A 17,994-nucleotide genomic window follows, 5' to 3' on the forward strand; every position below is an offset into this window, starting at 1 on the left:
CATCTTGCAAACGAATTCAATCAATCTGAAAGACCGCGTCGCGGTGGTGACGGGCGGCGCGCAAGGCATCGGCCTGACGGTGGCGCGCCGCTTCCTGGATTCTGGCGCGCGCGTCGTCCTGTGGGACGTGAACACCGGCCTGCTGGCGAAAGTCAAAAAAGAACTCGGCGCGGAAGGCCACGACATTCATACCGAATCCGTGGATATCGCCGACTACGCCAGCGTCGAAGCCGGCGTGGCGGGTACGCTGCGCGCGATGGGCAAGCTGGATATCCTGATCAACAACGCCGCCATTATCGGGCCCAACACCACCGTGGCGGAATATCCGCTGGACCAGTGGCGCAAGGTCATCGATGTCGACGTCAACGGCACGTTCTACTGCTGCCGCGCCGTCGCGCCCGTCATGATCGCGCAGAAGTACGGCCGCATCGTCAACGTGGCGTCGATCGCCGGCAAGGAAGGCAACCCCAACGCGGCGGCGTACAGCTCCGCCAAGGCCGCGGTGATCGCGCTGACCAAGTCGCTGGGCAAGGAGCTGGCTACCCACGATATCGCCGTCAATTGCGTGACGCCGGCGGTGGCGCGCACACCCGGCGCGATGGAGCAGTCGCCCGAGCATATCGCCTACATGCTCAGCAAGATTCCGCGTGGCCGTTTCCTTGAATTGCACGAAGCGGCGTCGATGATCGCCTGGCTGGTCAGCGAGGAAAACTCATTCACGACGGGCGCGGTTTTCGATCTGTCCGGTGGACGCGCCACGTACTGAGAACGGCACGAAGCGCGGACAGGGCTTTCCGCCGAATGGCGCCGGCCATCCGGCATTTCACACGCATAAGGAAGTTGAAGATGAAGTTGCTACGCTACGGCGCCAAGGGTCAGGAAAAGCCGGGGCTGCTCGATGCGCAGGGCCGCATACGCGACCTGTCCGGCCATATCGCCGACGTCGACGCGGCCACGCTGTTGCCGGAAACGCTGGATCGGCTGAAAACGATCGACCCCGCCACTCTGCCGCTGGTTCCCGGCACGCCGCGCCTGGGCCCCTGCGTGACGGGCACCGGTAAGTTCATCTGCATCGGGTTGAACTACTCCGACCACGCCGCCGAGACCGGCGCGACGGTACCGCCCGAACCGATTATCTTCATGAAGGCGACCAGCGCCATCACCGGACCCAACGATCCTATCGAAATTCCGCGCGGTTCGGAAAAGACCGATTGGGAGGTCGAGCTTGGCGTGGTCATCGGCAAGCCCGCCAAGTACGTGGCGGAAAGCGATGCCATGGCACACGTGGCCGGCTATTGCCTGATCAACGATGTGTCGGAGCGTGCGTTCCAGGCGGAACGCCAGGGGCAGTGGACCAAGGGCAAATCGGCCGACACCTTCGGCCCCATCGGTCCATGGCTGGTCACCCCCGACGAAATCGCCGACCCGCAGGCCCTGTCGATGTGGCTGGAAGTGAACGGCCATCGATACCAGAACGGCAGCACCGCGACCATGGTGTACGGCGTGCGTTACCTGGTGTCGTACCTATCGCAGTTCATGTCGCTGCAGCCGGGGGACATCATCTCGACGGGCACGCCCCCCGGGGTCGGCCTGGGCCAGAACCCGCAGGTGTACCTGAAGCGCGGCGATGTCGTGACCCTGGGCATAGAAGGCCTGGGCACGCAGCGCCAGGATGTCGTCCAAGGATAAGAAGAACGGCGCTGCGCCTCGACGCGCCGCGCCGGATATACCAGGAGGAGAACAACATGATGATGCGATACGCCACGGCCGCGGTTTCCCTTGCATTGCTTGCCGGCGCGCCGCTGGCCGCACGGGCCCAGGGTGCCCCTGAAAAGCCCAAGCTGCACCTGGCGGCCGCCGGTGTCGGCTTTCCCTATCTGCCTTTCGTCATCGCCAGCAGCCGCGGCTACTTCAAGCAGGCGGGGTTGGACGTCGAAATCGGCGTCTACAGCGGCGGCGCCAAGGCCTTGCAGGCCTTGCTGGGCGGCAGCGCCGACTTCGTCGCCGGTGCCTACTCGAACACGATCACCATGGCGGTCAAGGGCCAGAAACTGGTGTCCTTCGCCATCCAGGCGAATTGCCCGGGCTTCGTGTTCGGGGTCACCAAGGCCAGCCATGACAAGATCAAGTCGTATGCCGACCTGAAAGGCAAGCGCATCGGCGTCAGTTCGCCGGGGTCCAGCTTCCATATGGGCACCAACTATCTGCTGAGCCGGGCCGGTGTGAAACCAGATGAAGTGTCCATCATCGGCGTCGGATCGTCTTCCGGCGCGGTGGCCGCCGCGCGTAGCGGGCAGGTGGATGCCATGATGTCCAACGATCCGGTGGCGACCATCCTGCAGGACAGCGGCGATCTGTTCCCGCTGGCGGCGATGCGCAGCCCCGAGGCGACGCGCCAGGCCTTGGGCGGCAACTATCCGGAAGCCGCGGTGTATTCCACCAAGGCCTTCGTCGACAAGTACCCCAACACAGTCCAGGCCATCGCCACCGCCATCGTGCATGCGGAGCAATGGCTGGCGCAGGCCACGCCGGAGCAGGTTGCCGCGGCCGTGCCGCCGGAGTACGCGCTGGCCGACAAGGAAGTGTTCGCGCAGGCCTTCACCAATATGCGCGCCTGCCTGTCGCACGACGGTGTGATGACCGACGAGGCCGCCAAGACCGTGCGCAACGTATTGGCCGCCTTCGACCCGCAGATCGCGGCGGCCAAGATCGACCTGGACGCGACCTACGACAACCGTTATGTCCAGAAGGTACCCAAACAGCAATGAACCCCGACACAGCGATGCAGGATTTCAAGGTCCTGGCGACCGGACTGCTTTTTCCGGAGGGGCCGGTGGCGCGCGACGACGGCTCGGTCGTGCTGGTGGAGATCCAGCGCGAAACGATCAGCCGCGTCGCGCCGGACGGCGGCGTGGAAGTGCTGGTCGAAACAGGCGGCGGACCCAACGGCCTGGCCGTCGGGCCGGATGGCGCCTTCTACGTGGCCAATAACGGCGGCTTCCTGTTCCAGACGATCGCCGGCTACAACCGCACGCGCGCCGGTATGCATCCGGACTACACCAGCGGCCGCATCGAACGTTACGACCCGCGCACCGGCGAGCTGCGCATGCTGTACGACCGCTGCGGCGACGCGCCGCTGTGCGGACCGAACGATCTGGTCTTCGACAGCCAGGGCGGTTTCTATTTCACCGACTTCGGCAAGAACCGCAAGCGGGATCGTGACCACGCCGGCCTGTACTACGCCCTGGCGGACGGATCGATGATCGTCGAAGTCGCGTATCCGCTGACCACGGCCAATGGCGTCGGCCTGTCGCCGGACGAAAAGGTGGTGTACGTATCCGAAACCGAAACCGGCCGCGTCTGGGCCTTCGACCTGGACGCGCCGGGCAGGCCGCGCAAGCACCCCTTCCCTTCGCCCAACGGCGGCCGCCTGATATGCACGCTGCCGGGCTACCAGCGGCTGGACAGCATGGCGGTGGACGTGCACGGCAACATCTGCGTGGGCACCTTGATTACCGGCTGCATCACGGTGATCGCGCCATCCGGAGAAATCCTGCGGCAGGTGATGCTGCCGGATCCCATGGTCACCAATATCTGCTTCGGCGGGCCAGACCGCAGGACGGCCTACATCACCCTGTCTGGAACCGGCCAGTTGATCTCCATGCCCTGGCCGGACCAGGGCATGGCCCTGCCTTATGGCTGACGACGCTTCGCCTGGCCTTCGCTATGTTCGCCCAGGTGCTTGAGCAGCAGCTGCACCGGGGCCGGCAGGGACTCCGCATCGCGCACGCAGATCTTCCAGTGGCGCATGGCCCAGTCCTCGTCCAGGGGAACAGCGACCAGCGGCCCGGAGGCCACATAGCGCGCCGCGTGGTGTTCCGATACCAGCGCGATACCCAACCCGGCTTCGACCATGCTGCGCGCCGGCTCGAAACCGTTGACGCGGATGCGAAAGCGCAAGGGAAAGTCCAGATCGGCGGCGGCGCGCAACACCAGGGAATTCAGGTAGCTACCCGGTTGCGGCCCTACCAGCTCATGTTCGGCGACCTGCCGGAAAGTCACCTTGCGCGCCTTGGCCAGCACGTGGTCCGAAGTCATTATGACGACGAGTCGGTCGCTATGGTACGGATAGACGCGCAGGCCGGGCACCAGTGCGTTGCCGCCGAAAATACCGATATCGGCCGCGTTTTCCGCGACCGCGCGCACCACTTCGGGGCTAAGGCTTTCCTGCAGGTCGATACGCAAGGCAGGATGCAGCGCCAGGAAGTCGCGGATATCGTTCGCCAGATACTGGACGATGGTCGACAGGCTGGCATGCAGCCGTATCTGGCCGCGCAGGCCTTCGGCATGGTCGAACAGTTCGCTTTCCATCTGCGCCAGGTCGCGCAGGATGACGCGCGCGTGGTTAAGCAGCGAATGCGCGGCCGGCGTCAATTCCAGGCCCTTGTTGCTGCGCAGGAAAAGCGGCGTATGCAGCATGTCCTCCATCTGGGAGATGCGCTTGCTGACCGCGGACGGCGCGATGCTCTCGGCATCGGCCGCGCGTGAAATATTCAAGTGCTCGCAAACCGCGACGAACAGTTTGAGCGACAACAGGTCGAACCGCATCAGCCTCCTCCAGAGCCGGGACGCGCCGACGCCCACGGATAGCCGGCATGGTGCCGGGCCCCGCCGGTAGTTCTTGCACGGGCGTGTAATCCTGGCGGCACCTGCGGCCGCGGGGCCCGGCTTCCCGGGACGCGGGGGCCGCCGGACCGGCCGGCGACGGCCGCCACATGGCGTCAGCACTATACAACGCGAGGCGGGAATGGTATTCCAACGTCCGGGAGTAGTCGCTGACCATAGGACGGCTGAGACGCGGCCGTCGACACGACCCTACGGATAAGAGCGCCATCCCTGTGCATTCCCCCCTGGAGAAAGCGGGAGTGGCGGCGCGCGGTTTGCTGCCGCACCCGGTTTCTACCGTCCACGGAGTCGCGCCATGGAGCAGCATGAGCTATACATTGATCTGCGCAAGACAGACCTGCTGATAGCCGAATGCCGCCATCAGCTGGAGTGCCAGTACCGGTTGATCGCCAGCCTGAAGCTGCAACGCGCTTTGGCGTGGCGCGAAAAACTGCAAGCGCGGGCGATGGAAAAGAAGATATCGGCGCTGTGCCTGCATCGCGACGCGCTGATCCGCGCGGCCGCCGCGACGCAGCGGCACATGGCGGACGGATCCGCGCGGGAATGATGGATTCAGCAGGCCTGCCGGCTCGGCACACCGGTCAACGCCCTGGCGCGGCGACGCTGCAGCGTCACGGCGATCAGCCACAAGGGCATGCTGGCGATGGCCAGCATGCTGCCCACCCATCCGGTCGATGTCCATCCATAGCCCGCCGCGATCGCCAGGCCGCCCAGGAAGGGACCCAGCGCGTTCGCGGTATTGAAGGCGGAATGATTCAAGGCGGCCGCCAGTCCCTGGGCATCTTCGGCCACGTCCATCAAACGCGTCTGCAAGACCGTCGCCAGCGCGCCGCCGAGTCCGATCAGAAAGACACTCAGCATGATCAGCCACAGGTTAGCCGCCATCAGCGGAAACAGCGCCAGCACCGCGGCGGTCCATAACAGCAACAGCCCGGCGGTGCGCATGATGGCACGATCGGCATAGAGCGGAATCACCATGTTGCCTACCGTCAGCCCCACGCCGAAGACGCTCAGGACCAGCGGCGCGGCGGCGGCCGACACATGGGTCACGGCAGCGAGCGTATCGGCCAGATAGGTGTACACGGCGAACAAACCGCCGAAGCCGACCGCACCGATGCCCAGCGTCAGCCAGACCTGCGAACGCCGTAGCGCGCTGAGTTCGCGCAAGGGACTGGACGCCGGATCGGCGGGCGTGTTCGGGGCGAACAGGCGCACACTGGTCATGGTCAACACCGCCAGCAGCGAGACCAGCGCGAAACTCCAGCGCCAGCCCACGGCCTGCCCCAGCCAGTTGGCAAGCGGCACGCCGACGATGGTGGCGAAGGTCAGTCCCAGGAAGACCCGCCCGACCGCCACCGTGCGGCGGTTCGCCGGCACCAGCGAACTCGCGACCAGCGAGGCGATGCCGAAATACGCGCCGTGCGGCAAGCCGCTGAGGAAACGCGCGGCCAGCATCGCATGGTAGTTGGGCGCCACGGCGCTCAAGCCGTTGCCGATGGCGAACAGGGCCATCAACAGGATCAGCAGCGTGCGCCGCGGCAATTTGGCGCCCAGCACCGCGAGCACGGGCGCGCCGACCACGACGCCCAGGGCATAGGCGCTGATGACGTGTCCGGCCGTCGGCGCATCGATATGCAGGCTGTCGGCGAACGACGGCAACAGGCTCATGGTGGCGAACTCGGTCGTCCCGATCGCGAAACTGCCCACGGCAAGGGCGAGAAGAACGAGGCCGAGCCGGTGAGGCACGGCGGGCTGGTCGGTCATGGGGTGTCCAGAAGTGCAATGATGAAAATGCTGCGGTGCAGCGCGCTATTGTACGCACGGCCGATGCCCACGAGGCAACGACGCCTGGTCCAGGTTGTGCCGAATCGCGCGCGCTCGCAGAGCCGTTGGCGTTGCGGTGCAAGCGCCGCTGTTGCGCTATGCTGGATTCGCCCGCTATACGGACAGTGTCAGGAGGCGCGTATGTATCCCCGCAAATGGTTTCTTTCCCTGGCAGCCGCATGCATGCTCGGCATGCTGCTGACGGGCTGCGCCAACGATGGGCGCTTCGATCATCCCGGTCCGCCGCACCCCGGCGCCGCCGACCCCTGGGCGAGCGATCGCGGCTGGGGACCCGGGCCGAATTATCCGGACACGGGAAGGTGATGATTCCGAAAATCGTCTCGAAGTACGTGTGCCCGAATTCAGCCACGCCGGATCGTTAAGCCATCGAGCGCGGGAGGCCGACCGGTGCGTATTGACGAGGGCATGCGCGGCGGTCGGAACCAGTGGCTTCGCTTTCACGACTTGCGGCACACGTGGGCATCGTGGATCAGTTCCTCGTAACGGCAAAGCGCGCCTTGCGCTGGATTATCCCTGTCCGTCCATATCCTTGGCCTACCTGGACATGCCGAAAATTTCGATTATTTGAGCCGGATCTTTTCAGAGATCCTCATCGAGCTCGCAGAATTGACTGTCGTAGCCTCTGCTGGGGCTTAATATCAGCCCCGACGAATGCCGAAGTGATAAAAAAGCGAAATTCCAGATTGGAGCGACATAATGAAAATCCATCCCCGTTGTATCAGCAGCCATCTGTACGCCTTGGCATTTGCTGGATTCACGCTGATGACAATGACGACGGCAGCCCAGGCGGAACCGCACGTCTGTCCTGGCGGCGCGGGAAATGGTGAAGTTTTTCTCGGTATGGATCCAGGTGGACCAGGGGTTGCCCCTGCACCTCTTTGTGATTGGGCCAGCCAAGGACCAGCTGCGGCACCCAAACCGCGCCGCGATCCCGAATACTGGGGAGACCCCAATCGCAAAACGGATCTACCAAAAGGTTGGACCGCCTCCGTAGAGGGGATCGATAAACCTGTGCTTGGAGTTGCTATGGGCAAGGCGAGCCGAAATGAGGCGATTAAAGCCGCAATGGAGGACTGTCGACGACAAGGAGCCACCCGGTGTGAGCTTCTGGCCGCAACTAACCCAGACGAGTAGGCGCGGGAATCGCCCCCACCCGAAGCCATACCCGAAGCCATATTCGCGGGTTTGGCCACAGCAGGACGCCCAAAAAGAAAAAACCGCCGGCAAGGGCGGTTTTAACTGGGTCTTACCTGATCGTTTTACCTGATCAACTGCTTGATTCTCTAACCAGATTTGGCTCCCCGAGCTGGGCTCGAACCAGCGACCTGCGGATTAACAGTCCGTCGCTCTACCGACTGAGCTATCGGGGATCTGTTAGAGAAGCGAGACTATATCATGATTTTTTTGGGCAGTGCAAATCCCGCTTCTCTCGTCATTATGCGCGCGGCGCGTCGCGCTTGACCTTGATAAAAAACAGCACCAGCAAGGCCGCGCAGAGCTCCATCAGGCCGACGCTATACAGGCCCGAAGCGAGGCTGCCGGTCTTGTCCTTGAGCCAGCCCATCAGGTACGGCGCGGCGAAGCCGGCAAGGTTGCCGACGGAGTTGATCAGCGCGATGCCGCCCGCCGCGGCGGTGCCGGTCAGGAAAGCCGCAGGCAGCGACCAGAACACCGGGAAGGCGGCCAGGATGCCGATGGCGGCGAACGAGAGCGCATACATCGCCGCGACCGGGCTGCCCAGGAAATAGCCCGTCAATACCAGGCCGATGGCGGCGGCCAGGCTGGCCAGCACGCTATGCATGCGGCGTTCGCCGGTGCGATCGGAATGGATGCCGTTCATCACCATGGCGACGGTGCCCAGGATGAAGGGAATCGCCGATACCAGGCCGATGTGGAAGTTGCCCTGCACGCCCAGTTCCTTGATGATGGACGGCGTCCAGAACGCGATGGTGGCATTGCCGCTGACGATGCAGAAATAGATCAGCGCGCACAGCCATACCCGCCCGTTGAAGGCTTCGCGCAGCGACGAATGCTTGGCCGGGTCGCGCCGGTCCGCCTCCAGGTCGCGCGCCACGATCGCGCGTTCGCTGTCATTCAGCCACTTGGCGTCGGCGGGCTTTTCGGGCAACCAGGCCAGCACGGCGAAACCGGCCAGCACGGACGGAATGCCTTCGATCAGGAATAGCCATTGCCAGTTGGCCAATCCTTCGACACTGGACATGGCGCTCATGATGAAGCCGGCGATCGGGCCGCCGACCACGCCCGCGATGGCGAACGAGGTCATGAAATAGCCGTTGATCCGGGCGCGGCGATCCGACGGGAACCAGTACGTCAGGTACAGCACCACGCCGGGAAAGAAGCCGGCCTCGAATACGCCCAGCAGGAAGCGCATCACGTAGAACTGCATGGGCGTCTTGACGAAGATCATCGCCATGGAAGCCAGCCCCCACAGGATGGTGATGCGCGCCAGGGTGCGGCGCGCGCCGATTTTCTCCAGCAGCAGATTGCTGGGCACTTCGAACAGGAAGTAGCCGATGAAGAAAATGCCGGCGCCCAGGCCATAGACCGTCTCGCTGAACTGCAGATCCTGCAGCATCTGCAGCTTGGCGAAGCCGATGTTGACGCGGTCTATCCACGCCAGCACGAACAGGAAAACCAGGAAGGGGATCAGGCGCGTGGCGATCTTTCGATACGCGAGCGTGCGCTCCGCCGGGAACGGCGCGTGGGAGGCCCCACCCGGCGCCGGGGTAACGGTGGACGACATGGAAATGCTCCGTGGATGAACGAGTGGATAGCCCCGCCCCGCGGCGGGGATGATGTTGATTCAGTTCAAGGCAGGTTCGATCGCGCCCGCCACCTGGAGGATGCGCGCGTCCGCATCCCGCAGTCCGCAAACCGCCAGGCCGATGCCGGGCTGCCCGGTCGGCAGCGATACCCCGCAGCCATCCAGGAAATTGATCACGCTGGTATTGCGCAGGACCAGTGCATTGGTCGCGAAGAACGCCTCGTCCGTGCCCAGGTCGTCGACGCGCGGCGGCGGCACGGCGACGGTCGGCATCAGCCATGCATCGGCATCCCGCAGGCGGTCCGCGGCCACCGCCATCAGGCGCGCGCGCTCGTCGAAGACGGTGATGTAGTCGGCCGCGGACTGTTTCTCGCCGCGGCGGATGCGCATGGCCACCCGCTGGTCGTACTCCTGCCCTTTGTCCGCCAGCAGTTGCCGATGCCAATGCCAGGCTTCGGCCGCCGTGAAACCGCCGCCGCCGTTGATGGTCGGCAGCTGGTGCAGCTCCGGGAATTCGAAGGGCACGATCTGCGCCCCGTGCGCGGACAGGCGCGACACCGCCGATTCGAAAGCGGCCGCCACGGCGGCATCCACGCCGTCGAAGACGAAATCGCGCGTCACGTACAGACGCAATCCCTTCAGGGACGCCGGGCGCGTGTCCAGGGTTTCGCCGCTCAGGATGCGATCCAGGATGGCGCAGCAGTCGACGGAGTTGGCCAGCGGCCCGGCAGAATCCAGGGTGCGCGACAGCGGCACGCCGCCTTGCAGCGACACACGACGCGAGGTCGGCTTGAAACCCGTCAGGCCGCAGAAGGCGGCCGGAATACGGATGGAGCCGCCGGTATCCGTGCCCAGCGTAGCGACGGCCATGCCCTTGGCCACACTGACCGCGCCGCCCGACGTGGAGCCGCCGGCAACGCGGGATTCGTCGTGGGGCGCGCGCGGGGTGCCGTAGTGGGGATTCAAGCCCAATCCGGAAAACGCGAACTCGCTCATGTTGGTGCGGCCGAGCAACACCGCGCCGGCGGTGCGCAGCCGCGCCACGGCAACGGCGTCATCGGCGGCCGGGGCGGACGAGGCCAGCGCGCGCGAGCCCGCCGACGTCACCTGGCCGCGCACGTCGAACAAATCCTTGATCGAAACAGGCAGACCGGCGATGGGCGAAGGGACATTGCCCGCGCGGCGCGCGGCATCGCTGGCGCGCGCCGCCTGCAGCGCGGCATCGGCGTCGACGTGCAGATACGCCGCCCCGCCCGCCTTGCGATACGACTCGATGGCCGCCAGGCACTGCTCGACCAATTTCTCGCTGGTCGTGCGCCCGGCCTGCAGGTCGGCCTGCAATTGCTTGATGGTCTGCATGGATGGATCCTTTTCCGGCGACGCCGGTTCAGTCGGTAACAGGCAGGACGCGCACACGGTACGCGTGGCGCAGGCTGCGGTTCAACACGGGGTCATGCAGTTCGACCTCGAACTGCTCGCCATAGCCGAGCTGGCCGATCACCGTCTGCGTACCGCAGTACATGGCGGTGCCCACCGGCAGCCCCTGCTTGCCCGCGTATTTTTCGGCCAGCTCGCGCGGATCGCGCAGGCTGGTCATGGGGCCTTCCTGGTACAGCGCCCGCTGGCCGTCGCGTACCCGCCAGGTACGCGACACCAATTGATCCCAATGGCCCGCCACCTCCTCGAAACGCCACAGCTCCCGGCTGACCGGCTTGGCGCACATCTGCTTGGAGACGGTCACATCGTAGGCCTCGACCTTGCGATCGGTGTGGTCAGAACCGATGCCGACCAACAGGCCGTCGGGCGTGGACAACAGCACGGCCTCCACCTCGCCGGAGGAATCCGCGCGCGGGACTTCAATTTCCTCGTCGGTGGTCAGCAGCGAGGCCGCCAGCGGGTAATAGCAGGGCACGGTCGACGGCGGCTTCACGCCGATTTCCTGCAACTCGCGGATATGGTGCTGCACGGCCGCCGCATCGCGGCCAGCCCAGCCGGCGATGACCAGGCGGTCGATAAGGATGGCGCGGTCGCCCAGCCCGGCGACGTGGAAATTCAATTGCGGCATGGCGATAAACCTCGTTTGATGCTGCGGCCGCGCGGGCCGCGATGAAAGTTCGCGCCCCGGCTTCAGATGGAGCGGATGATGTTCTTGCGGAATTCGTCGATGTGGGCTCGGATGGCCTCGCGCGCGCCCGGGATGTCGCGGCGCTCCAGCGCGTCCAGCACGGCCATATGCTCGTGGTAGACGTTGGCGAGGTGTTCGGGATCCTGCAAGGACAAAAACCAGAAGCGCGCCTGCTTTTCATGCAGTCCGCGCAGCAATTCGGCCAGCACGCGGTTGCGCGACGCAGCCGATATGGCGTTATGGAACTTCAGGTCCAGCTGCATCAGCCCGTTGATGTCACGGTGCTCCAGCAGCGCGGCGGAACGCTCGACGATGTCGCGCATGGCGTGGATGTCGCTGCCGTGGGCGCGTTCGGCGGCCAGCGTCACGCACAGCAGCTCGTTGCTCAGCCGGACCTCGATCATGTCCAGCACTTCGTTGAGCGAGAGCGGCGCGACCAGCACGCCCTTGCGCGGCAGGATGGACACCAGGCCGTCGCTTTCCAGGCGGTGCAGCGCCTGGTGTACCGGCGTGCGGCCCAGGCCAAGCAAGGCGCCCACCTGGGATTCGTTGATGGCCTCGCCGGGGCGGAATTCGCACGAAATGATGCGCCGCTTGATCTCGGCATAGGCGAGCTCGCGCAGCGCGGCGCCGGAAGACGCGCGACTGCCCGCGGCGGGCGGCGCGGCGGTGTCCTGGCTGGGAAGCTGGATGGAATGTCGAGCCATGAATATCGATCACTAAAACGCAAGTGATAATACTCTGATATATCACACCGCCCGTATCAGGGATTACCCGCGACCGCCTGCGAACAACCGCCCGCATATCGCCGCGGCGCGCCTCGAACGGCGACCGCGCCGTCCGGAGACGACCCGCGGCCAGCGGGGCGCCGAGGCACTTTCCGTGTATCCAGAAACTCTGATATGATCTCGGTCTTTTCCGGGACAGCCATCCTGGAAGCGGTTCAAGATGTCTGTATGACGTCGACGAATCGCCAGCGGTAAAGCAGTAGATGTGGCGGTAGATGTGGACGGTAATTGCGCAGTCGGTTGCGCATACGGTGCGCATGCCAGGGGCAACCCGGCCGCGATATCTTTCAGCCGGCATAGCTCAGTTGGTAGAGCAGCGCATTCGTAATGCGAAGGTCGTAGGTTCGACTCCTATTGCCGGCACCAGATCCAAAAAGGCCAACCCATACGGGTTGGCCTTTTGCTTTGCTGCCCTGCGCGTCTACGGCGCGCCTACTGCCCGGCCCTACTGCCCGGCCCGCTTGATCACGCTGACCGAACCGTCCGGTTCGATATACGCATGGCGCACCTGCGATATGTCCTCGATGCCCTTCTGCCGCAGCTCGCTCTTCAGCTCATCGACGGTAATGCTTTCGCGCCGCATCGCGCGTTTCTGCATCTGGCCGTCCTTCACGATGCACAGCTTGGGCGGAATAAGGAAAGGCCGCAGGACCGGGCATACATAGGCCACGCGGTCGATGACCACGCTCCAGAAGACGATTGTGGCGATCAGCACCATGCCGTCCGGCACCGATTTGTACTCGCCGGCCATGGCGTTCTGCGCGGCGTCCGCGATCAGCACCACCACCAGCAGGTCCGCCATGCCCAGCGAGCCGACGTCCCGGCGGCCTGCCACGCGCAGCAGAATAAAAATGAACCAGTAGGTCAACGTGCCGCGGATCGCGAGTTCGGCGGGCGACATGCTGAACGCAATGATGTCTTTCCATTGGATATCCATGGGGCTTTCTCCTTGTGCGGTCGCGGGGCCGTCCATGTGCCGGCTCCGGTGCCGCATCCATCAGCCCATCCGTAAGCAACCTGCGCACCCGGGTCCGGAGGTTGCTCGCGCGTGGGCCGGGAGGAAACCATCATGAATGCCATCGAGCGCGTCGCCGTATTCATGCGCGACAACGATCTGACGCTGGTCACCGCCGAATCCTGCACGGCGGGCCTGATCGCCAGCATGCTGGCCGATATACCCGGGGCGGGAGCACTGCTGGACTGCGCCTTCGTCGTCTATTCCCCGGACGCCAAGCGGCGCTGCCTGGGCCTTTCGCAACGCATCCTGGACACGCATAACCTGACCAGCGAAGCAATTGCGCGGGAAATGGCCATGGGCGCCGCCGCCCGCAGTCCCGCCAATGTGGCGATCGCCAATACCGGGCTGGCGGACGGCACGGATGACGGATTGCCCGCCGGCACGCAATGCTACGCCTGGGTCTTCAAGGCCAGTCCGGCCGATGCGGCGCCGGCGGTGTACACCGAGACCCGCAACTTCGACGGCGGCCGGCATGGCATCCGGAAAGCCGCCGCGGCCTATGCGCTGGAACGGATGCCGGCCTTGTACCGGGAATGGCGCAAGGACGGCAGGTAGCCCGCCGCATTCCCGCACGTACTCATCCGTCGACGTTCCTTGCAACGCCGGCTCTGCCGCACATTGCCCCCCATGCCGTATCGACCCACCGTGCCCGGGCATGGCCCGTCGTGCGGCCGGCGCGCTCGCATGGCAGCCCCGCCCGGCCGCCCCTTCCGTCAGCCATGGGCATAACAGTTGCAGCCCGAGCGGCTCTTTGCACGGAGAGGCCGCATGAAACCGAAGACCGTCGACCCCGCATCGCGCCGGCAGGTGCTGAAGGCGATTACCGTCGGGCTGCCGGCCGCCGCGCTGACGGGCAAGGTATCGGCGGCGGACGGTCAGCCGCACGATACTGCCGCGACTGCGGCGCAGGCGGCAGCCAACCCCACCTGGAAATTCTTCAATACCGAAGAGGCCGCCCTGATGGATGCGGTCGTCGCGCGGCTGATTCCGACCGACGAGCTCGGTCCCGGCGCGCGCGAGGCGGGCGTGACGGCATACATCGATCAGCAGTTGGCCGGCGCGTGGGGCGCCGGCGACCAGTTCTATCAATCCGGGCCGTTCGCGGCGGGCACGCCGCAACAGGGGTATCAGCTTTCCTACACGCCCGCGCAGATGTTCCGCACCGGTCTGGCGCACCTGGCGCAAGCCGTGCGGCAAAGCCGGAACGGCAAGTCCTTCGCCGAACTGGACGCCGCGGCGCAGGATGAAACGCTGGCACTCATGGAAACCGGCAAGCTGGACTTTTCGCCGCTGCCCTCGGCGGTCTTCTTCGCCGCGCTGATGGACGCCACCGTCGAGGGATTCTTCTGCGATCCCATCCACGGCGGCAACCGCGATATGGTGGGCTGGAAGCTGGTGCAGTTTCCCGGCGCCTACGCCAGTTATTCGAACGACATCGAACGGCACGGCGTGGCCTTCGTGCGGCCCCCGGTCTCCATCGCCAACAGCCCCGTCCACGATATGAAAATGGACGGCCAGCCGGCGGCCCCGATGAAGCGGGATGGCCCGCGCGATGTGCCCCGACCCCGCAGCGATCTGGGCACCGGCGCGAAGGAGACCGCATGACCCGCACACTTCCCGCCGTGGACGTCGCCATCGTGGGTGGCGGCTGGACCGGCTCGATCATCGGCAAGGAACTGGCGGCCAATGGCCAGAAGGTCGTCATGCTGGAGCGCGGCCAGCCGCGCTGGCCTTCCCCGGATTTCCAGGGCCCCATGGTGCATGACGAGGTCAAGTACGTCCGCAGGCATGCCTTGCACCAGAACGCCGCCACGGAGACCTTCACCTTCCGGAACAATATCAACCAGACCGCCCTGCCGATGCGGCGCTGGGCATTCGCCTATCCCGGCACGCATCTGGGCGGCGCCGGCAACCATTGGTCCGGCGCCTACTACCGCTTCGACGAAGTCGAGTTCCAGCTGCGATCGCACTACACCGGCAAGTACGGCGCCAAGATTTTCGATGAAGACATCACCGCGCAGGATTGGCCGGTGCGCTACGAGGAACTGGAACCCTTCTACGATCGCTTCGACCGCCTGATCGGTGCCTCGGGTTTCGCGGGCAACCTGAAGGGCCAGAAGCAGGAAGGCGGAAACCCGTTCGAGCCCTGGCGTTCGAACCCCTACCCCAACCCGCCGATGAAAGTACCCTACGCGCCGGCGTTGTTCGGCGAAGCGGCGCGCTCGCTGGGCTACCACCCCTACGTGCAGCCCTCGGCGTTGTGCACACGCCCGTACGTCAATTCCGAAGGGCTGCATATGAACGCCTGCGTGTACTGCGGCTTCTGCTCCAACTACGGATGCGAACATTTCGCCAAGGCTTCCCCGCAGGTGTGCGTTCTGCCGGTAGCGATGAAGCTGAGCAACTTCGAAGTGCGCACCGGCGCGCACGTGCTGCGCGTGGAGCTGGACCAGGACAGGAAGCGCGCGACCGGCGTGACCTACGTCGATGAAGCGGGAGAGGAAGTATTCCAGCCGGCCGAGCTGGTGTTCCTTTGCGCGTTCAGCATCAACAACGTCAGGCTGCTGTTGCTTTCGAAGATCGGCAAGCCCTACGACCCCAAGGCCAACGAAGGCGTGGTGGGACGCAACTACACGCACCAGACCACGTCCGGCGTGGGGCTCTTCTTCGACGAGAAGACGCCGATCAATCCTTTCATGGGTGCCGGCGCCGTGGCGGTGACGATGGACGACTTCTGTACGGATAACTTCGACCATGGCCCGCAGGGCTTCGTCGGCGGCGCGTATATCCAGATCCAGGTGGTCAGCGGCACGCCGATCAGCAACCATCCCGTGCCGTCGGGTACGCCGAACTGGGGCGGCGAGTGGAAGAAGGCCGTCAAGCGCTACTACAACCACGCCATACCCATCACCATTACGGGATCGGCGCTGCCAACGCGCGGCAGCTACCTGGACCTGGATCCCACGTACAAGGATGCGTGGGGCCAGCCCCTGCTGCGCATCACCTACGACTTCCCGGACAACGACATCCGCATGTCGCGCTTCGTCACGGCGAAGGGCGACGAGATCGGCAAGGCGATGCGTGGCGTCGTTCGTACCGAACCCGCGCCGCGCAGCCGGCCTTATTCGTCGGCCAGCTACCAGTCCACGCACCTGACCGGCGGAGCCGCGATGGGCGCGGACCCGCGCACCAGCGTGGTCAACCGGTACGGGCAATGCTGGGACGTCCCCAACGTGTTCGTCACGGGAGCCTCGCTGTTCCCGCAGAACTCCTGCTACAACCCCACCGGCACGGTCGGCGCCACCGCGTATTGGATCGTCGATGCCGTCAAGCGCGATTACCTGAAGGCTCCCGGCCCGCTGGTGAAAATATGAACGCGAATATGGCCGCGCTTGCCAAAGGCGCCGCGACGGTCGGCGCGGCGTTCATCGTGCTGGTCGCCGGCGTATCGTCGCTGTTCCGTATTCCGCCGCATCGCGAAAATCCGCCGTCGCCCGGCGCCGGGAAAGCCGCCAGCGAATCGGCGCCGGCCCCCCAGGCGCCACCGCAGGCCGCGGCGCCCGGCGCGCCCGCACCGCAGGCTGCCGCCGCTCCGCCGACGCCGCCGCCGCGCAAGGCCACGGATTTCTCGTTCCCGCAGGCACGCTGGGAACAACTGCTGGCGCAGGATGCCAACGCGCCGATCGACGCCGCGCTGGCGAACGCCGGCAAACCGTCGGCCGGCGTCGCGGCCTGCGCGTCCTGCCATGGGGCGCAAGGCGTACCCGCGGCCGGGACGGTGTTTCCCATCCTGGCAGGCGCGCCGCCCGCGTATATCGCCAAGCAGTTGCTGGACTATCGCGACGGCACGCGCCAGCACCCCATCATGACCGGCATCGCCAAAGGATTGAACGACCAGGACATCGCGGCGGTGGCGCGCTATTACGGCAGCCTGCCGGCACCGGCGATCGCCGCGCCGGCCGCGAATCCGGCCGACCGAGGCCAGCGCCTGCATGGTTTCGGAGACAACGGCCTGGCGCTGGCCGCCTGCGCGAATTGCCATGGCGCCAATGGCGAGGGCGAAAGCCCCAGTCTGCCTCGCCTGGCCGGGCAGCCAGAAGCGTATGTCTCCGGACAACTGGAAGCGTTTCGCAATGGCCAGCGTACCAACGACGACCTGGGGACCATGCGCGATATCGCCAGGCGGTTGAGCGCGCAGGATACGGCCGCGCTGGCGAAGTACTACGCCGGAATGCGGCCGCAATGAAGCGGCCGCGCTGACTCGATGCCCGGGCTTTCAATGCCCGGGCTTGGTGTCCGGACCGCGATGGCCGGGTCCCTTGTCGCTATTGGCCGCGCTGCCCTTCGCGCTATCGCTCCCGTCCACCCCGCCTGGCGACGACGCGCCTGCCCTGCCGGGCGGGGTAGCGTTGCCGTGGTGTCCTTGCATATCGTCGTTCGTGCGGCCGGTGGCCGGAGAACGGCCGCCGGATGCGGGCGTGGCGTCGCGTCCCTGCCCCTGGCCTTCTCCCGGCCCCGTCGCGCTGGAGCCCCCCGGGCTGGTGGAACCGGACTCGGGATGCTTCCATTGGCCGCCGCCGGTTGACCCGCCGCCCTGCCCGCCCGCGCCGTGGCCGGCCTGGGCGACGGACATTCCGGCCGCGTGCGGCGCGGCCCAGGCGGGACTCGCGGCGCACAGGGCGGCGCCGGACAGGACGATCGCGATGCGGCCGGCAATGGTGTTAGTCGTGCGTAGGTTCATGGGGTT

At 65.6% G+C, this 17,994-nt stretch carries 18 protein-coding genes and 2 tRNA genes; 11 read left to right on the forward strand and 9 right to left on the reverse strand.

All coding sequences use genetic code 11. The features are described from left to right. The first annotated feature begins 4 nt into the window (after nucleotides 1-4). From CAL28_RS19365 to CAL28_RS19380, 4 genes are all read left to right on the forward strand, one after another. Nucleotides 5-766 carry an SDR family NAD(P)-dependent oxidoreductase gene (locus tag CAL28_RS19365; RefSeq protein ID WP_094842875.1) on the forward strand — a complete coding sequence of 254 codons (762 nt, stop codon included), beginning with the start codon at nucleotides 5-7 and terminating at the stop codon, nucleotides 764-766. 80 nt (nucleotides 767-846) lie between these two features. Next, a complete protein-coding gene (locus CAL28_RS19370) occupies nucleotides 847-1,689 on the forward strand; it encodes a fumarylacetoacetate hydrolase family protein (protein WP_094844724.1) in 843 nt (280 codons plus the stop codon). Between the two features lie 62 nt (nucleotides 1,690-1,751). After that, the gene (locus CAL28_RS19375; protein ID WP_094844725.1) at nucleotides 1,752-2,768 is read left to right on the forward strand and encodes an ABC transporter substrate-binding protein; all 1,017 of its coding nucleotides are present in this window, start codon (nucleotides 1,752-1,754) and stop codon (nucleotides 2,766-2,768) included. Beyond that, a complete protein-coding gene (locus CAL28_RS19380; RefSeq protein ID WP_440588404.1) occupies nucleotides 2,765-3,703 on the forward strand; it encodes an SMP-30/gluconolactonase/LRE family protein in 939 nt (312 codons plus the stop codon). The genes CAL28_RS19375 and CAL28_RS19380 overlap by 4 nt, the downstream gene beginning before the upstream one ends. On the opposite strand, the gene CAL28_RS19385 is transcribed toward CAL28_RS19380, so the two are convergent. Further along, nucleotides 3,694-4,608, reverse strand: coding sequence for a LysR family transcriptional regulator (locus CAL28_RS19385; RefSeq protein WP_094842877.1), 915 nt, complete (start codon nucleotides 4,606-4,608; stop codon nucleotides 3,694-3,696). The two genes, CAL28_RS19380 and CAL28_RS19385, sit on opposite strands and share 10 nt — an antisense overlap. 373 nt (nucleotides 4,609-4,981) lie before the next feature. Between CAL28_RS19385 and CAL28_RS19390 the strand changes: the two genes are divergently transcribed. Continuing rightward, nucleotides 4,982-5,233: a hypothetical protein gene (locus CAL28_RS19390; protein ID WP_094842878.1), complete on the forward strand. Its 252-nt coding sequence runs from the start codon at nucleotides 4,982-4,984 to the stop codon at nucleotides 5,231-5,233. A gap of 5 nt (nucleotides 5,234-5,238) precedes the next feature. Here the strand turns inward: CAL28_RS19390 and CAL28_RS19395 are convergent, their stop codons facing one another. After that, the gene (locus tag CAL28_RS19395) at nucleotides 5,239-6,450 is read right to left on the reverse strand and encodes an MFS transporter (RefSeq protein WP_094842879.1); all 1,212 of its coding nucleotides are present in this window, start codon (nucleotides 6,448-6,450) and stop codon (nucleotides 5,239-5,241) included. A gap of 201 nt (nucleotides 6,451-6,651) precedes the next feature. On the opposite strand from CAL28_RS19395, the gene CAL28_RS19400 reads away from it, so the two are divergent. Then, nucleotides 6,652-6,834: a hypothetical protein gene (locus CAL28_RS19400; RefSeq protein WP_094842880.1), complete on the forward strand. Its 183-nt coding sequence runs from the start codon at nucleotides 6,652-6,654 to the stop codon at nucleotides 6,832-6,834. A 991-nt stretch (nucleotides 6,835-7,825) separates the two neighbouring features. Here CAL28_RS19400 and CAL28_RS19405 read toward each other — a convergent pair. The 5 genes from CAL28_RS19405 to CAL28_RS19425 all read right to left on the reverse strand — a co-directional run bounded on the left by CAL28_RS19405 (nucleotide 7,826) and on the right by CAL28_RS19425 (nucleotide 12,148). After that, nucleotides 7,826-7,901: transfer RNA gene (locus CAL28_RS19405), tRNA-Asn, on the reverse strand. A 65-nt stretch (nucleotides 7,902-7,966) separates the two neighbouring features. Next, nucleotides 7,967-9,295 carry an MFS transporter gene (locus CAL28_RS19410; RefSeq protein WP_094842881.1) on the reverse strand — a complete coding sequence of 443 codons (1,329 nt, stop codon included), beginning with the start codon at nucleotides 9,293-9,295 and terminating at the stop codon, nucleotides 7,967-7,969. Between the two features lie 60 nt (nucleotides 9,296-9,355). Next, the gene (locus tag CAL28_RS19415; protein ID WP_094842882.1) at nucleotides 9,356-10,675 is read right to left on the reverse strand and encodes an amidase; all 1,320 of its coding nucleotides are present in this window, start codon (nucleotides 10,673-10,675) and stop codon (nucleotides 9,356-9,358) included. Nucleotides 10,676-10,703: 28 nt separating this feature from the next. Further along, the gene (locus tag CAL28_RS19420; RefSeq protein WP_094842883.1) at nucleotides 10,704-11,381 is read right to left on the reverse strand and encodes a DUF2848 domain-containing protein; all 678 of its coding nucleotides are present in this window, start codon (nucleotides 11,379-11,381) and stop codon (nucleotides 10,704-10,706) included. A 62-nt stretch (nucleotides 11,382-11,443) separates the two neighbouring features. After that, nucleotides 11,444-12,148: a GntR family transcriptional regulator gene (locus CAL28_RS19425; RefSeq protein ID WP_094842884.1), complete on the reverse strand. Its 705-nt coding sequence runs from the start codon at nucleotides 12,146-12,148 to the stop codon at nucleotides 11,444-11,446. A gap of 371 nt (nucleotides 12,149-12,519) precedes the next feature. Between CAL28_RS19425 and CAL28_RS19430 the strand changes: the two genes are divergently transcribed. Continuing rightward, nucleotides 12,520-12,595: transfer RNA gene (locus CAL28_RS19430), tRNA-Thr, on the forward strand. Nucleotides 12,596-12,674: 79 nt separating this feature from the next. On the opposite strand, the gene CAL28_RS19435 is transcribed toward CAL28_RS19430, so the two are convergent. Then, a complete protein-coding gene (locus tag CAL28_RS19435; RefSeq protein WP_094842885.1) occupies nucleotides 12,675-13,166 on the reverse strand; it encodes a DUF421 domain-containing protein in 492 nt (163 codons plus the stop codon). 132 nt (nucleotides 13,167-13,298) lie between these two features. On the opposite strand from CAL28_RS19435, the gene CAL28_RS19440 reads away from it, so the two are divergent. The 4 genes from CAL28_RS19440 (at nucleotide 13,299) to CAL28_RS19455 (ending at nucleotide 17,493) form a co-directional block, all read left to right on the forward strand. After that, on the forward strand, nucleotides 13,299-13,802 hold the full coding sequence (locus tag CAL28_RS19440; protein ID WP_094842886.1) for a CinA family protein: 504 nt from the start codon (nucleotides 13,299-13,301) through the stop codon (nucleotides 13,800-13,802). Between the two features lie 213 nt (nucleotides 13,803-14,015). After that, nucleotides 14,016-14,852 carry a gluconate 2-dehydrogenase subunit 3 family protein gene (locus tag CAL28_RS19445; RefSeq protein ID WP_094842887.1) on the forward strand — a complete coding sequence of 279 codons (837 nt, stop codon included), beginning with the start codon at nucleotides 14,016-14,018 and terminating at the stop codon, nucleotides 14,850-14,852. Beyond that, a complete protein-coding gene (locus CAL28_RS19450) occupies nucleotides 14,849-16,621 on the forward strand; it encodes a GMC family oxidoreductase (RefSeq protein WP_094842888.1) in 1,773 nt (590 codons plus the stop codon). Before CAL28_RS19445 ends, CAL28_RS19450 begins: the two co-directional genes overlap by 4 nt. After that, nucleotides 16,618-17,493, forward strand: coding sequence for a c-type cytochrome (locus tag CAL28_RS19455; protein ID WP_094842889.1), 876 nt, complete (start codon nucleotides 16,618-16,620; stop codon nucleotides 17,491-17,493). Before CAL28_RS19450 ends, CAL28_RS19455 begins: the two co-directional genes overlap by 4 nt. Nucleotides 17,494-17,523: 30 nt before the next feature. Here CAL28_RS19455 and CAL28_RS19460 read toward each other — a convergent pair whose 3' ends face one another. Further along, entirely contained in the window at nucleotides 17,524-17,988 is a 465-nt protein-coding gene (locus tag CAL28_RS19460) for a hypothetical protein (RefSeq protein ID WP_094842890.1), read from the reverse strand. Between the last annotated feature and the right edge of the window lie 6 nt (nucleotides 17,989-17,994).

Source organism: Bordetella genomosp. 11, assembly GCF_002261215.1.
Taxonomy (GTDB): Bacteria; Pseudomonadota; Gammaproteobacteria; order Burkholderiales; family Burkholderiaceae_B; genus Bordetella_C.

Excerpts from the sequence above, each read along its gene's own strand:
- CAL28_RS19420 (WP_094842883.1), bottom strand. The coding sequence starts at position 11,381 with ATGCCGCAATTGAATTTCCACGTCGCCGGGCTGGGCGACCGCGCCATC.
- CAL28_RS19455 (WP_094842889.1), top strand. The coding sequence starts at position 16,618 with ATGAACGCGAATATGGCCGCGCTTGCCAAAGGCGCCGCGACGGTCGGC.
- CAL28_RS19400 (WP_094842880.1), top strand. The coding sequence starts at position 6,652 with ATGTATCCCCGCAAATGGTTTCTTTCCCTGGCAGCCGCATGCATGCTC.
- CAL28_RS19390 (WP_094842878.1), top strand. The coding sequence starts at position 4,982 with ATGGAGCAGCATGAGCTATACATTGATCTGCGCAAGACAGACCTGCTG.
- CAL28_RS19445 (WP_094842887.1), top strand. The coding sequence starts at position 14,016 with ATGAAACCGAAGACCGTCGACCCCGCATCGCGCCGGCAGGTGCTGAAG.
- CAL28_RS19435 (WP_094842885.1), bottom strand. The coding sequence starts at position 13,166 with ATGGATATCCAATGGAAAGACATCATTGCGTTCAGCATGTCGCCCGCC.
- CAL28_RS19425 (WP_094842884.1), bottom strand. The coding sequence starts at position 12,148 with ATGGCTCGACATTCCATCCAGCTTCCCAGCCAGGACACCGCCGCGCCG.
- CAL28_RS19410 (WP_094842881.1), bottom strand. The coding sequence starts at position 9,295 with ATGTCGTCCACCGTTACCCCGGCGCCGGGTGGGGCCTCCCACGCGCCG.
- CAL28_RS19375 (WP_094844725.1), top strand. The coding sequence starts at position 1,752 with ATGCGATACGCCACGGCCGCGGTTTCCCTTGCATTGCTTGCCGGCGCG.
- CAL28_RS19395 (WP_094842879.1), bottom strand. The coding sequence starts at position 6,450 with ATGACCGACCAGCCCGCCGTGCCTCACCGGCTCGGCCTCGTTCTTCTC.
- CAL28_RS19370 (WP_094844724.1), top strand. The coding sequence starts at position 847 with ATGAAGTTGCTACGCTACGGCGCCAAGGGTCAGGAAAAGCCGGGGCTG.
- CAL28_RS19440 (WP_094842886.1), top strand. The coding sequence starts at position 13,299 with ATGAATGCCATCGAGCGCGTCGCCGTATTCATGCGCGACAACGATCTG.
- CAL28_RS19415 (WP_094842882.1), bottom strand. The coding sequence starts at position 10,675 with ATGCAGACCATCAAGCAATTGCAGGCCGACCTGCAGGCCGGGCGCACG.
- CAL28_RS19460 (WP_094842890.1), bottom strand. The coding sequence starts at position 17,988 with ATGAACCTACGCACGACTAACACCATTGCCGGCCGCATCGCGATCGTC.
- CAL28_RS19450 (WP_094842888.1), top strand. The coding sequence starts at position 14,849 with ATGACCCGCACACTTCCCGCCGTGGACGTCGCCATCGTGGGTGGCGGC.
- CAL28_RS19385 (WP_094842877.1), bottom strand. The coding sequence starts at position 4,608 with ATGCGGTTCGACCTGTTGTCGCTCAAACTGTTCGTCGCGGTTTGCGAG.
- CAL28_RS19380 (WP_440588404.1), top strand. The coding sequence starts at position 2,765 with ATGAACCCCGACACAGCGATGCAGGATTTCAAGGTCCTGGCGACCGGA.